At 61.8% G+C, this 13,498-nt stretch carries 11 protein-coding genes; 4 read left to right on the forward strand and 7 right to left on the reverse strand.

The window, feature by feature from the left end; all coding sequences use genetic code 11:
- Positions 1-213: 213 nt before the first annotated feature.
- Complete coding sequence (locus IB266_RS05450; RefSeq protein ID WP_192260467.1) at positions 214-1,989, forward strand: sigma-54-dependent Fis family transcriptional regulator; 1,776 nt, start codon at positions 214-216, stop codon at positions 1,987-1,989.
- A gap of 480 nt (positions 1,990-2,469) precedes the next feature.
- Here the strand turns inward: IB266_RS05450 and IB266_RS05455 are convergent, their stop codons facing one another.
- Entirely contained in the window at positions 2,470-3,390 is a 921-nt protein-coding gene (locus tag IB266_RS05455; protein WP_192260468.1) for an AraC family transcriptional regulator, read from the reverse strand.
- A 254-nt stretch (positions 3,391-3,644) separates the two neighbouring features.
- Here IB266_RS05455 and IB266_RS05460 point away from each other — a divergent pair, with 254 nt between their 5' ends.
- Both IB266_RS05460 and IB266_RS05465 read left to right on the forward strand, forming a co-directional pair.
- Entirely contained in the window at positions 3,645-4,418 is a 774-nt protein-coding gene (locus IB266_RS05460) for an L-iditol 2-dehydrogenase (protein ID WP_192260469.1), read from the forward strand.
- Positions 4,419-4,612: 194 nt separating this feature from the next.
- Positions 4,613-5,464, forward strand: coding sequence for a CAP domain-containing protein (locus IB266_RS05465; RefSeq protein WP_060742584.1), 852 nt, complete (start codon positions 4,613-4,615; stop codon positions 5,462-5,464).
- 74 nt (positions 5,465-5,538) lie between these two features.
- Here IB266_RS05465 and IB266_RS05470 read toward each other — a convergent pair whose 3' ends face one another.
- A complete protein-coding gene (locus tag IB266_RS05470) occupies positions 5,539-6,432 on the reverse strand; it encodes an NAD(P)/FAD-dependent oxidoreductase (RefSeq protein WP_192260470.1) in 894 nt (297 codons plus the stop codon).
- A gap of 147 nt (positions 6,433-6,579) precedes the next feature.
- On the opposite strand from IB266_RS05470, the gene IB266_RS05475 reads away from it, so the two are divergent.
- Positions 6,580-7,047 carry an Rrf2 family transcriptional regulator gene (locus tag IB266_RS05475; protein WP_192260471.1) on the forward strand — a complete coding sequence of 156 codons (468 nt, stop codon included), beginning with the start codon at positions 6,580-6,582 and terminating at the stop codon, positions 7,045-7,047.
- Between the two features lie 113 nt (positions 7,048-7,160).
- Here IB266_RS05475 and mqo read toward each other — a convergent pair whose 3' ends face one another.
- The 5 genes from mqo to pqqA all read right to left on the reverse strand — a co-directional run bounded on the left by mqo (position 7,161) and on the right by pqqA (position 13,298).
- A complete protein-coding gene (gene mqo, locus IB266_RS05480; RefSeq protein ID WP_192260472.1) occupies positions 7,161-8,804 on the reverse strand; it encodes a malate dehydrogenase (quinone) in 1,644 nt (547 codons plus the stop codon).
- 382 nt (positions 8,805-9,186) lie between these two features.
- Entirely contained in the window at positions 9,187-10,392 is a 1,206-nt protein-coding gene (locus IB266_RS05485; RefSeq protein ID WP_225613415.1) for a DUF1624 domain-containing protein, read from the reverse strand.
- Between the two features lie 190 nt (positions 10,393-10,582).
- On the reverse strand, positions 10,583-11,953 hold the full coding sequence (locus tag IB266_RS05490; protein WP_192260473.1) for a hybrid sensor histidine kinase/response regulator: 1,371 nt from the start codon (positions 11,951-11,953) through the stop codon (positions 10,583-10,585).
- Positions 11,937-13,094 (reverse strand): alcohol dehydrogenase-like regulatory protein ErcA, encoded by a 1,158-nt coding sequence (gene ercA, locus IB266_RS05495; RefSeq protein ID WP_103311405.1) that lies wholly within the window; start codon positions 13,092-13,094, stop codon positions 11,937-11,939. Before ercA ends, IB266_RS05490 begins: the two co-directional genes overlap by 17 nt.
- A 132-nt stretch (positions 13,095-13,226) precedes the next feature.
- Positions 13,227-13,298 carry a pyrroloquinoline quinone precursor peptide PqqA gene (pqqA, locus tag IB266_RS05500; protein ID WP_003243383.1) on the reverse strand — a complete coding sequence of 24 codons (72 nt, stop codon included), beginning with the start codon at positions 13,296-13,298 and terminating at the stop codon, positions 13,227-13,229.
- Between the last annotated feature and the right edge of the window lie 200 nt (positions 13,299-13,498).

Below are 13,498 nucleotides of genomic sequence, written 5' to 3' on the forward strand. Positions count from 1 at the left end.
GTGCTTGAGCAAGCGCTGTGCCGGTTTTGCCCGCGGATCTTGATAAACCTGGCGCAAGGCTCTGGCTCAAGGTTCTTCGCCAGGCATGACGCACAGGGCGCCGCCGTCGATCTGGCCGTTGGCCATCTGCCACTTGTTCATTTGATAAAGTTATGCTTAATAACTATCTCGCCAGGTGATCATTTCGATCACCCCGTCATCAGGGGCATAACAATGAATAATCCCCACTGCCAGTTGCCGGATCATCGGATCGCCACCGAGCATTTCCATCCACGGGGTGATAGCAACGAGTTGAGCGACAGCAGTTCGCCCACGCCGGCAGAACTCACCGCCTGCCTGTTTTTCTCCCCCGACGATGGCCGTATCTGGCTCAACGACCAGCGCATGTTGCTGCTGCACAGTTCCTCCTTCGGTGCGTTGCGCCGGGAAATCATCGAACGCCAGGGGCTGGAGCAGGCCCGAGGCATGCTCACCCGCACCGGTTATTCCTCCGGCGCCCGCGACGCCCGGCTGATTCGTGAACGCTGGCCCCACGCCGATGCCGCGGCGGTGTTTCGCGCCGGCACGCATCTGCACACCCTCGAAGGCATGACCAAGGTCGAGCCGCTGCATTTCAAGTTCGACGCCGACTCGGGATTCTATGAGGGGGAATTTCTCTGGCATCACTCCTGCGAGGCCGACGAGCATGTCGCCGCCTATGGCACCGGGCAGGATCCGGTGTGCTGGACCGAACTGGGCTACGCCATCGGTTTCGTCAGCGGGCTGTTCGGGCAACTGGTGGTGTTTCGCGAAGTGGAATGCCGGGGCATGGGCCACGAACGCTGCCGAGTCGTCGGCAAGACCGCTGAACAATGGGGTGACATCGAGCAGGACCTGAATTACCTCAACGCCTCGCCGCCGAGCGTCGTCGCCCGCGCCGACACTCAGTCCGACAGCGTGGCCGGAACCGTCCCGTTGCCGGACAGCGAGCAGCCACTGATCGGTGCCAGCGCCGCTTTCAACGCCGCGACCCAGGCCTTGCAACGGGTGGCCTTGACCCCGGCCACCGTGCTGGTCAGCGGCGAATCCGGTGTGGGCAAGGAGATGTTCGCCCGCCAGTTGCACCAACTGAGCCGTCGCCGTGATGGACCGTTCATTGCTCTCAACTGCGCGGCCATCCCCGACAATCTGATCGAGGCTGAACTGTTCGGCGTCGAGCGCGGAGCCTACACCGGCGCCACCCATTCACGTCCCGGCCGTTTCGAGCGCGCCCACGCTGGCACGTTGTTCCTGGATGAGATCACCTGCCTGAGCCTGGCCGGGCAAAGCAAGTTGCTGCGTGCCTTGCAGGAGCGGGAAATCGAACGGGTCGGCGGCGGCCACGGCATCAAGGTCGACGTGCGCGTCGTGGCGGCCACCAACATCGACCTGCGCAAGGCCGTGGCGGACGGCGCGTTCCGTGAAGACCTGTTCTACCGGCTCAACGTCTACCCCATCGCCCTGCCGCCCTTGCGCGAGCGCCGCGATGACATACCGCTGCTGATCAACGCCTTTCTCACGCGTTTTTGCCAGGAATACGGCCGCACGCCGATGGGCCTGACCATGCGCGCCTTGAAGGTACTGTTGCGCTATGACTTTCCGGGCAACGTGCGGGAATTGCAGAACCTCATCGAACGTGGCCTGATCGCCAGCGAAGAAGGCCAGGCCATTGACCTGGTCCACCTGTTTCGCAATGAGCAACTGCCGGTGGACGCCTACTCGGTGGACCACCTCGGCGGCCTCTCGCCGATGGGCCTGGCCGCCAACGATGCCGCGGAAAAACCGGCGCTGCTCCAGTCCCTCAGCCAACTGGACGCGGACTTCTCCATTGACGGCCTGGAATCACGTCTGATCAACGAAGCCCTGCAACTGAGCAGCGGCAACCTCGCGGCGGCCGCACGCTCGCTGGGGCTGAGCCGGGCGCAGTTCGCGTATCGCTTGAAGAAGCATCAAAAAGGTGTCCCGGGCTGAACACCAAACCGGGGAGATGCTGCAAAGGCAGGTCTTGGGGCCGCTTCGCGACCCAGCGGGAGCAAGCTCCCTCGCCACGGGTGTGTCGCTGGCCTTAAATAAACAACATTACCTGTGGGAGCGAGCTTGCTCGCGATGGCGGTGGGTCAGTTGGCATTGATATTGGCTATATTGACGTCATCGCGAGCAAGCTCGGCTCCCACAATGAATCGGTGGTGTTTCTTGCCCCGCGTCCACCGCCAATCCCCCTGTGGGATCTGAGCTTGCTCGCGATGGCGGTGGGTCGGCTGCATTGAAGTTGAATGTGCCGTCGTCATCGCGAGCAAGCTCGCTCCCACAATGAATCGGTGGTGTTTCTTGCCCCGCGTCCACCGCCAATCCCCCTGTGGGAGCTGAGCTTGCTCGCGATGGCGGTGGGTCAGTTGGCATTGATATTGGCTGTGTTGACGTCATCGCGAGCAAGCTCGGCTCCCACATGGGTTACCGGGTGGCGGCTCCGTCAAGCAGGGCAAAAGCGCCCCGTCGATACTCGCTGGGGGTCTGGTTCATCTCGATGCGGAAATGCCGGTTGAAGTTGGACAGGTTGTTATAGCCCACTTCAAAACAGATGTCGGTCACCGGCATCTCACTCTGCAACAACAAACGGCAGGCGCGCTGGACCCGCAGCTTGCGCATCAAATCGATGAAACCGTGCCCGGTGATGCGCTTGAAGAACCGCGAGAAGCCCGGCTCGCTCATGTCCAATTGGCGGGCGATCACCGACAGGCGCAGGTCGCCGGTGAGTTCGGCTTGCAGGTACTCGAAGGCTTTATGGATGCGCTCGGAACTGCGCGCATCCAAAGTCGGCGCATAGCAAGGGCTCGCCAGGCTCAGGGCCTCGTCGCCGGGAGCTTGGTTGAGGGTGTGGAGCAGCTCCAGGAACAGCGTCAATCGCGCCAGTCCCTGGGCCGGGCCGATGGCTTCCAGCAGGTGCGCGGCCTGCTGTGCCGTATTGCCACCGAAGGCCAGGCCACGGCGAGCGCGTTCGAACAGCCCTTGCAGGTCCCCCAGTTCAGGCAAGGTGCGACGCAAGGCCAGCAGCGTGGCGCCGTCGAATTGCAACACCACGTCGCGCCCGGCCAAGTGCTCCTCCGGCGCCAGGTCGCCCATCCAGTCGTGGGGCAAATCCGGACCGATCATCGCCACATGGCCTGGGCCAAACGGGCCAATGTAATCGCCCACCAACAGTTTGCCGCTGCCCTGGCGGATCAAGTGGATTTCAAATTCAGGATGATGGTTCCAGCGCGCCAGCGGGTACGGGTAGTCATGCTCGTACCAGCGAAAACTGTGTTCGGGCTCGGGCAGGATGACTTCCAGTTCGGCCGGTCGCTGCTCGAACAGGGGCGTTCGGTGATCAGGCATGTCGCGCCTCTTTTATCGTTATAGCGGGCACCTTACGCCGAGTGCGCAACGCTTCGCCAGCCTCGGCCCGCCCGCCCACCGATACTTTTTTAACCTAGGCTGGCGGCACCGGCACAAGTTAAAAAAGTACCACCTCACCATCCTGCGCGGGTTTGTCGGTTTTCAACGGTACTGCTGTAATCGGCCTGCCATCGCCATTTGGTGAGTGCGACGCTGATTACCCTCTGATGCCATTGCAGCAAGGACCAAGCCCCATGAAACGACTGGAAGGAAAAAGTGCCCTGGTGACCGGCGCCGCCCGGGGTATCGGCAGGGCGTTTGCCCAGGCCTACATCGAAGAAGGCGCCACGGTAGCGATTGCCGATATCGACCTTGAGCGCGCCCAGGCCACCGCCGCCGAACTGGGCGACAGCGCCTACGCGGTCAAAATGGACGTAACCGACCAAGCCTCCATCGACCAGGCCATCGCGACCGTGGTGGCCCGGGCGGGCAAGCTGGATATCCTGATCAACAACGCCGCGCTGTTCGACCTCGCGCCCATCGTGGACATCACCCGCCAGAGCTACGAGCGGCTGTTTTCCATCAACGTCGCCGGCACGCTGTTCACGCTGCAGGCGGCGGCACGGCAGATGATCCGCCAGGGCCATGGCGGGCGGATCATCAACATGGCCAGCCAGGCCGGCCGGCGTGGCGAGGCCCTGGTGGCGGTCTATTGCGCCACCAAGGCGGCGGTGATCAGCCTGACCCAGTCCGCCGGGCTGGATCTGATCAAGCATCGGATCAACGTCAACGCCATCGCCCCCGGCGTGGTGGATGGCGAGCATTGGGATAGCGTGGACGCGCTGTTCGCCCGCCACGAAAACCTGCCGCTGGGGGAAAAGAAGCGCCAGGTCGGGCAGCAGGTGCCCTATGGCCGGATGGGCACCGCGCAGGACCTCACCGGAATGGCGATTTTCCTGGCCTCGGCGGAGAGCGAATACGTGGTGGCGCAGACGTATAACGTCGATGGAGGTAACTGGATGAGCTAATAATCCGGGTTTTTATGGCCTTGAAACGACGGAAATGGACTTATTCGCTTGAAAATTGATCCCACTACTTGAGGATTGTCCCGAACGGTACCCAACGGTGCCGTTCCAAGGGATTTCAAGAGAGCGTGAATACCGTTGCCCCAGCGGGGCAAAAATTGCGCATCATAGGCGCCGTCCGCTCAAGGGAGATTTACATGCGTGCCATTTCATCCGTCATGGGTCTTGTCGTGCTGTCGCTGGGCCTGGTATTCGCCACCAGCGCCACGGCCACCGAAGAGACGCAACTGGTCGAGTCCATCAACCTTTACCGCAGCCAATCCCAAAGCTGTGCCGGCCAGGCCTCGCTGGAGTTGCCGCCGCTGGCCATGGACTCTCGGCTGATCCTGTCGGCCAATGGCATCGGCGACCTGCAACAGGCGCTGGCGCGGGCGGCCTATCCCATGGTCAACGTGCAAGCCATCAGCCTGTCCGGGCCGCGCGATGCGCAATCGGCCATGAAAGCGGTGCAGGAAAGCTTCTGCCAGGTGGTGCTCGACCCGCAGTTCGTCGACATCGGCGTCAGCCGCCTGGATCGCGAATGGCGCATCGTGCTGGCGCGCCCGTTGTTGTCGGCACGCCTGGGTGATTGGCAGGCCGAAGGCCAGAAACTGCTGAAGCTGATCAACAGCGCCCGCGCCCAACCACGTCGCTGCGGCACCGAAGCCTTCGCCGCCACCACGCCGCTGGCCTGGAACGCCACCTTGGCCCTGGCCGCCGTCACTCATACCCGGGCCATGGCCAACAACAATTTCTTCGATCACAAGGACCGCGACAACCGCACGCCGGGCGACCGCGCCGAACTGGCCGGCTATCTGGGCCAATTGATCGGCGAGAACATCGCCGCCGGACAAGACACCGCGCTCAAGGTCGTGGACGGCTGGCTGGCCAGCCCGGGGCACTGCGCCAACCTGATGAACCCGCAGTTCCGCGAATTGGGCGCCGGGTATGCGACCGATCCGAAAAGCGATGCCGGGATCTATTGGACGGCAATGTTTGGCACCCAGTAGCACCGGCGCCATCGCGAGCAAGCTCGTTCCCACAGGGCTCAGTGCCTCAATAGGGGAACGAGCCTGCTCGCGATTCAATGCCCCCCGAAGATCAATGATCGATGCACGCCTGAACCCGCCCTCACCCCGTCCCCCACCGACAGCGCCACCGAGCCGAAGGGCATGGCCGCGTCGCCACAGACGAACACCCCTGGCACGCTGGTTTCCCGGGTCATGTCGCTCTGGATGAAGGCCCCCATCGGCCCGTCCTCGAATTCACAACCCAGGGACTCGGCCAACGGACTGGCGACGCGGGTGCGAGGCAGGACAAACAGGCCATCGATACTCACCACTCGACCATTGGCCAACACCACGTCGGCCCGGTCGCCTTCGATGCGCTCGACGTGCTCGGGCACCATCGTGACTGCGCGTCGCTCCAGGCTGGCACGCTGCTCAGGGTCGGGCTCGAACACGCCGCGTGTGAAGAACGTGGTCGGGCCCCAGTCCGGAAGCATCAGCGCATGGTGCAAGGACATTTCCGAGGTCGCCAGCACGCCGATCGGCCCTTGCTCCAGCTCATAGCCATGGCAATACGGACAATGAAACACGCTCTTGCCCCAGCGCTGCGCCAACCCTTCCACGTCGGGCAGCTCATCGATCACACCGGTGGCCAACAGCAGCCGGCGGGCATCGAAGCACTGCCCGTCGCTCGTTGCCAGGGTAAAGCCGTCCGCCACCTTGCTGGCATTGATCACCGTGCCCGATACCCATTCAACGGTCGGATAGGCCATCAGTTGGCGGCGCGCCTCCTCGGCGATGTCCCCGGGAGCCCGGCCATCCTGACCGAGAAAGCCATGGGAGCTGGCTGCGAAGCGATTGCGACGCTGGCCGGCATCGATCACCAATACCTTGCGGCGGGCACGGGCCAGTTGCAGGGCTGCGGACATACCGGCGTAGCTACCGCCTGCGATGATGACGTCATAGCGCATGATCATTCTCCAAGAAAGGTTTCGACGGGTGCGGCAATATCACGACACATCGTAAGTTCCTTGAAAAGCCACTGTCAACGATCTCGTAACTTTTGTAATTACAGGCGATACTCACACCCGCCTCTGCCACGGAGTTCCACAACGATCATGAGAACCGACACCCGCCTGTCCCGCATGCTCCATGTGCTGATCCACATGGACCGCCACCAGCAATCCGCCACCTCCGATACCATTGCGCAGATGCTCGGCACCAACCCGGTGGTGGTGCGTCGGACCATGGCCTTGCTCAAGGAAAAGGGCTATGTCACGTCGGAAAAAGGCCATCGCGGCGGCTGGACCTTGAGCAAGCCGCTGTCGGAGATGACGTTGCTGGATATCCACCAGGCCTTGGGCAGCACGTCGATCTTCGCCATCGGCCTGTCCACCGATCATCCACAATGCCTGGTGGAACAAGCGGTGAATGCGGCGTTGACGGATGCGTTCGATGAGGCCCAGGCGTTGCTGCTCAAGCGTTTGGGGGCGATTACCCTGGCGCAGTTGGCGGAGGATTTTGATCTGCGGTTTCGACAGGTTTGCGCAGAGGACGGGGCTGACCTTTCGCAGATGGGGCATTGATGTTGGTGGGTGTACCGCCATCGCGAGCAAGCTCGCTCCCACAGGGTTAACCGAATCAAAAAAAACGCCGCTCAATGAGCGGCGTTTTTGTACCTCACCAGACAGTGTCCGGCTTACAGCGCCATGTCAGCCGCTGGGTTGGCTTCGCGGGCTTCCGCCGGCTTGGCCGGTGCCGCAGGGGCGCTTGGCTTGCCGATGGCCGGTGGCGGGTCCAGTTGCAGGACCTCGCTGGTGTATGCCCATTCCTGGGCTACGCGCTCAGGGCTATCGTTGAGCTTGGTGCCGTAGCTCGGCACGATCTGGTGCAGTTTTTCCTGCCAGGCCGGGCTGGCGACCTTGTCCTTGAAGACCTTCTCAAGCACGGTCAGCATGATCGGTGCAGCGGTCGAGGCGCCAGGCGAAGCACCCAGCAGGCCGGCGATGCTGCCGTCCTGGGAGGCAACCACTTCGGTGCCGAGTTTCAGGACGCCGCCCTTCTCTTCGTCACGCTTGATGATTTGCACGCGCTGGCCGGCCTGCCACAGGCGCCAATCTTCTTGCTTGGCCTCCGGGAAGTACTCTTTCAAGGCGTTGAAGCGATCTTCATCCGACAGCATCAGCTGGCCGGCCAGGTATTCGACCAGTGGGTACTGTTCGATACCGACCTTGGTCATCGGCCACATGTTGTGGGTGGTGGTGCTAGTCAGCAGGTCGAAGTACGAACCGTTCTTCAGGAACTTGGTGGAGAACGTTGCGAACGGGCCAAACAGGATCACGCGCTTGCCATCGAGCACACGGGTGTCCAGGTGTGGAACCGACATCGGCGGTGCGCCCACCGAGGCCTTGCCATACGCCTTCGCCAGGTGCAGTTGGGCGACGGTCGGGTTTTCGGTGACCAGGAACGAACCACCCACCGGGAAACCTGCGTATTCACGCGCTTCCGGGATGTCGGACTTCTGCAGCAGGTGCAACGCACCGCCACCGGCGCCGATGAACACGAACTTGGCGTCGGTCTCGGTTTCGGTACCGTCTTTCAGGTTTTTGTACGAAACGCGCCAGGTGCCGTCTTCGTTGCGGGTGATGTCTTCCACTTCGCTGGACAGCTTGAGGGAGAAGTTCGGCTTGGTTTGCAGGTAAGCCGCGAATTGACGAGTGATTTCGCCGAAGTTCACGTCAGTACCCAGGGGACTCCAGGTGGCCGCGACTTTCTGGCTCGGGTCACGCCCTTGCATCATCAGCGGAACCCACTTGCTGATCTGCTCGCGATCTTCGGAATACTGCATGCCGGCGAACAACGGGCTGGCCTGGAGGGCTTCGTAGCGCTTCTTCAGGAACGCGATGTTCTCGTCGCCCCACAAAAAGCTCATGTGCGGCGTGGAGTTGATGAACGAGCGCGGATTCTTCAGCACACCGTTCTTGACCTGCCAGGACCAGAACTGGCGGGAGATCTGGAAGGCTTCGTTGATTTCGATGGCCTTGGAGATATCGACCTTGCCGTTCTTGTCTTCCGGCGTGTAGTTCAGTTCAGCCAGCGCAGAGTGACCGGTACCGGCATTGTTCCAGCCGTTGGAGCTCTCTTCGGCAACACCGTCCAGGCGCTCGACCATTTCCATGGTCCAGCCCGGCTCCAGCTCATTGAGCCAGACGCCGAGTGTCGAGCTCATGATGCCACCACCGATGAGCAAGACATCCACTTTTTTTGGCTCGGCGGCGTGCGTGGTCGCAAGACCCATCGCCATCGCCAGGCCCAGTAGCGCCGTGTGAGTTTTCTTCAACATGTGTGTATCCCTAGGATGAACGCCATTCCGTCCACCGGTCCTGATCAAGGATAGACCACATCCACAGCCAGCAAAGCCAGGGGGATGGGATCGAGACGGACTGGAGGATGGACCTACAGGGCCGAGCAGATTCGTCGGCCTCTCGTTTATGTCTCTCCGGCGCTGACTTCTTGTAGGTCTTGGCTTCAGCTGGGTGAGGGACGCTGTAAACGGTGCTCATCGGGCCTGGCGTGGCCGTGCCCGATTGTCGCAGCGGGGGGAGTTTACATAAGGAAATAAACAGACCGAAGCGCATTTTTACATTCTTGGCAAAAACGTCGACCAAATGACGGCATTTTACTGGCCCTGATCGGCGCCTTCCGTGGGGTCAGGGCCCTTCCGGTCAGAAGTACTTGAGGATCGCGATATCACGACGACGCTGTTTGAACCCGGCAAACCAACGTGTCGGGAAAAACAGCGCCACACCCAGCAGCACACTCCATAACCACACCATAGGCAAATCATCGAACCCGAAATAGGTCCCCTGGTTGGTACCCCAGACGGCAACTGCAATCAGGTACAGCGCCTTGAGCACGTATAGGTGCAGCAGATAAAAGAACATCGGTGCGCCGCCGTAGACCGCCAACAGCGCAATGGCTCCCCGCTCCTGGGCTTTTTCAAAGAGTGCCAGCAACATCAGCCCTATTCCCAGGGTCGGCATCAGGAACATCAACGACGGCGGGTACTTCGTCGCGCTCATGAAGCTCATGAAGGTGCGCAGCGCGTCGCCGGTCTGGACCCAGGGCTTGTCGCCGTACACATTCAGGTACCGGATGAACACGAAGGCCAGCAGCAAGCCCAAGCCCATCGTGAACAGCCGGCGCAAACGCACGGCGGGCTCGACGTCCTTGCCGAACCACGGCCCGATGGCCCATCCCAGCAGGATCACGCCGATCCACGGCAGCACCGGATACGTGGTGCGAGCGCGGGTGAACTCGGTGATATCGATGAACGCCCGCTGGTGAAGAATCGACCACGGCACGAAAAACGGAGAATCGGGCCCCAGCACCACACCGTCCAGCAGGTTGTGCCCGGCGACGATGACCACCCCAAGGACGATCAGCCAGCGGCGCTTGAAGTGCAGCAACGCGGCCAGGACGATCATGCAGATGCCGATGCACCAGATCACTTGCAACCACAAGGTCTTGGGCGGGAATTCGGCGTTCCAGGCGAAACACACGAAGGTGAGCTCCAGAAACACCAGGAACAGGCCGCGCTTGAGCAGGAACAACGAGGTCTGGCCGGCGCTGTGTTTCTGGCTGTAGAGCCAGGCCGACAAACCGGTGAGGAAGATAAAGACCGGGGCACAGAGCGTACTGAGCAGACGAGTGAAATACAGATCCGGGGTCACGCTCAGCGCATCGATGGGATCGGTGACCTGACGGTGCAACAGAAACGTCTCGCGAACGTGATCCACCAGCATCAGCAGCATGACGAAACCCCGCAGGGCATCGATGGCGAGCATGCGCACATGGTTTTTGGCGGTACTGGCTGCAAGTGCAGGCGCGATGACGCCGGACGGGCTCGTCATGCTTGGGGATTGGCTCATGGCATTACTCGGATGGAAGGTTGTTGGTCCCTGTAAGGCAGGAATGAGAATTCCTGCCAAACGAAATCGGATAACATAACATAAAATCGCTTTCCCGGGCAGGCTCGCTCCCACGAGAACTGGCAGCGGATGCGATTTCCATGACCTCCCACAGGGTTGATGCGATTTCGGGGAATACCCGAGTTTTGCGCTACCCGAGCATCTGACTCAACACCGCCCGCAACTTGCCAGGCTTGACCGGTTTGTTGAGCAGCGGTGCATCCAGCTTGCGCAAGGCGCGGCGGCACTGGTCGCTGCGGTCGGCGGTGATGATCACCGCCGGGATCGCCTGGTGGAAATGCTCACGCAGGTGCTTGACCACCTCACAGCCCACGACCCCATGATCCAGGTGAAAATCCGCCAGGATCAGCTCCGGCGCACGCCCCTGCAGCACGTCAAGGGCACCCGCCTCGTCGGTGGCGGTCAACACCTCGCAGCCCCACTGTCCCAACAGCGCGGCCATGCTTTGCAGGATGCTCAGCTCATTGTCGATCACCAACAAGCGCCGCCCCGGCAGCGGGTTGCCGGCGACCGCCTGTACCGGGGCCAGCGACACGGGCAGCGGTTTTTCACTGGACAGCGGCACCTCGATACTGAATACCGAGCCCCGTCCCGGCCGCGAACGCACCTGAACCCGGTAGCCGAGGATATGGGCGATGCGTTCGACAATCGCCAACCCCAGGCCCACGCCTTTGCGATCCGCCGCCCGGCCGACGTCCAGTTGGTTGAATTCGAGGAAAATCGACTCCAGGCAATCGGCGGCGATCCCCCGCCCCGTGTCCCAGACTTCCAGGCTCAAGCGCCCTCCCCGGCGCCGGGCCGCCAGGAGAATGCCGCCTTGATCGGTGTAGCGGCAGGCGTTGCTCAGCAGGTTGCGCAGGATACGGCTGATCAATCGCAGGTCGGTCAACACCGCTTCGTCGCCAAACCGAACTCGCAGCTCCAACCCGGCGGCACCCGCCACCGATTGAAACTCCGACACCAGCGGCCCCAGCAACTCATCCAGCCGATACGGCGCCAGGTCGGGCTTGACGGCGGCCTGATCCAGCCGGGAAATGTCCAGCAGGTCGGTGAGCAAGTCTTCGGCGCCTTCGAGCGCCTGGTGGGTGCGTTCGACCAGCACGTGCTCGGCGGCAGGCAGTTCGCGTTCACGTAACGTAGAGATCAGCAAGCGAGCCGCGTTGAGTGGCTGCAACAGATCATGGCTGGCGGCGGCCAGGTATTTGTCCTTGCTGCGGTTGGCGGCCTGGGCGACGTCCCGGGCATCGCGCAATTGCTGTTCTACCCGTTCGCGTTGGGCAATCTGCTGCTGCAGGTTGTGGTTGGCTTCCAACAGCGCATCGGTGCGCTCGGCCACCCGCTGCTCCAGTTGGTCGTTGAGCTGTTGCAGGTGTCGCCGGGCCTGTTCCAGCTCATCAAGGCGCGCCGTCAGTTCCGGATAATGACTCTTGCGCGTCGAGTGATTGCCCAGCCCCAGCAGCCCCTCCAAGGCTTTTTGCAGCTCGTCAGAGGGCTTCGCCATAGACGACCTCGACATCCCGCTGGCTCGACTCCCGAGGATTGGTGAGGATGCACGGGTCGTGCATCGCATGTTGCGACAGGAACGGAATATCCGAGGTGCTCACGCCGTGCAGGCCCAGGGTCTCGTGGAAACCGATGGTGTGCTTGAGGGCAATCAGGTGCTCCACCAACCGGGTGCGGATCTCCCGGTGATTGAGCCCCCGGCAATCGATGCCCAGGGTCTCGGCAATCACCTTGAAACGCTCCGGTGCCGAGTTGTAGTTGAACGCCACCACGTGCTCCACCAATACCGCGTTGCACAGGCCATGGGGCAAATCGAGGAACCCGCCCAGGCTGTGGGACATCGCGTGCACGGCCCCGAGGATCGCGTTGGAGAACGCCAGCCCGGCCTGCATACTGCCCAGCATGATTTTTTCCCGCAGGGCGATGTCCGCCGGGTTGGCGATCATCTGCACCAGGTTGCCATTGATCAGGCGCATGGCTTCCAGGGCATGGGGGTCGGTCAACGGGCCGTGACCGGTGGACACGAACGCCTCGATGGCATGCACCAGCGCATCGATGCCGGTACAGGCGGACAGGAACGGGTCCATGCTCAGGGTGGTTTCCGGGTCGATCAGCGACACGTCCGGCACCGCCGCCTTGCTGACGATGGAGAACTTCATGCGTTCTTGCTGGTTGGAGATGATCACGAATTGCGACACGTCAGCCGACGTCCCCGCCGTGGTGGGTATCAGGATCAGCGGCGGGCTGGGCACGTTCAGGGTATCGACGCCTTCGAACTCGAGGATACTGCGGCCGTGGGCAACGACAATGCCGATGCCTTTGCCGCAATCCATCGGGCTACCACCGCCCACCGCGACGATGACATCGCAATGGTTTTCCCGGTACAGGTCGGCCCCGAGCATCACTTCCTCGACCCGTGGATTGGGCGAGACCGCGCTGTAGATGCAGTAATCGATACCTTGGGCCTGGAGACTGGCTTCGACGTCTGCCACCCATCCGGCGGCGATGACCCCGGGATCGGTGACGATCAGCACTTTGCGTGCCCCGAAGGTCTTGGCGTAGTTGCCAACATTGTGCCGACAACCGGCACCGAACATGATTTCAGGAGAAACGAACTTGCGCAGCGGGCTGAGGCTCATCTTTTCAGTTACGTGGCTCATTGGTAAGCCTGTTGTTATTGTCAGGGGATACCTTGAGCCTAAAGCATCCCGCTGTGAATGCAATCAGACCAATGGGTAGCCCGGCCTGAATGTTCCAGGCCGGGCCAGCACTCATCGGTTGGCGAAGTACATCGTCACTTCAAAGCCGATACGCAGGTCGGTGTACGCGGGTTTAGTCCACATGGGTCTTTCCTCTTCTTGTACCGGGCCATTCCGGCAAGGTCATTAATGCACGCCACGCCCGGGGCTCGAATGCTACTTTCGAAGCGGTGGATGGGGTGCGTTGGTAGCAATTTCAGGAGAGCCGCAAAACCCATTGTGGGAGCAAAGCTTGCTCGCGATTAGTCGCCTCGGCTTGACCGCTTGACCGAGTCGTCTGTATC

It is taken from the genome of Pseudomonas sp. Pdm06 (assembly GCF_014851795.1).
GTDB classification, from domain to species: domain Bacteria; phylum Pseudomonadota; class Gammaproteobacteria; order Pseudomonadales; family Pseudomonadaceae; genus Aquipseudomonas; species Aquipseudomonas fluorescens_AA.

Excerpts from the sequence above, each read along its gene's own strand:
- mqo (WP_192260472.1), bottom strand. The coding sequence starts at position 8,804 with ATGTTGAAGAAAACTCACACGGCGCTACTGGGCCTGGCGATGGCGATG.
- IB266_RS05450 (WP_192260467.1), top strand. The coding sequence starts at position 214 with ATGAATAATCCCCACTGCCAGTTGCCGGATCATCGGATCGCCACCGAG.
- ercA (WP_103311405.1), bottom strand. The coding sequence starts at position 13,094 with ATGAGCCTCAGCCCGCTGCGCAAGTTCGTTTCTCCTGAAATCATGTTC.
- IB266_RS05475 (WP_192260471.1), top strand. The coding sequence starts at position 6,580 with ATGAGAACCGACACCCGCCTGTCCCGCATGCTCCATGTGCTGATCCAC.
- IB266_RS05455 (WP_192260468.1), bottom strand. The coding sequence starts at position 3,390 with ATGCCTGATCACCGAACGCCCCTGTTCGAGCAGCGACCGGCCGAACTG.
- IB266_RS05490 (WP_192260473.1), bottom strand. The coding sequence starts at position 11,953 with ATGGCGAAGCCCTCTGACGAGCTGCAAAAAGCCTTGGAGGGGCTGCTG.
- IB266_RS05470 (WP_192260470.1), bottom strand. The coding sequence starts at position 6,432 with ATGCGCTATGACGTCATCATCGCAGGCGGTAGCTACGCCGGTATGTCC.
- IB266_RS05485 (WP_225613415.1), bottom strand. The coding sequence starts at position 10,392 with ATGAGCCAATCCCCAAGCATGACGAGCCCGTCCGGCGTCATCGCGCCT.
- IB266_RS05460 (WP_192260469.1), top strand. The coding sequence starts at position 3,645 with ATGAAACGACTGGAAGGAAAAAGTGCCCTGGTGACCGGCGCCGCCCGG.
- IB266_RS05465 (WP_060742584.1), top strand. The coding sequence starts at position 4,613 with ATGCGTGCCATTTCATCCGTCATGGGTCTTGTCGTGCTGTCGCTGGGC.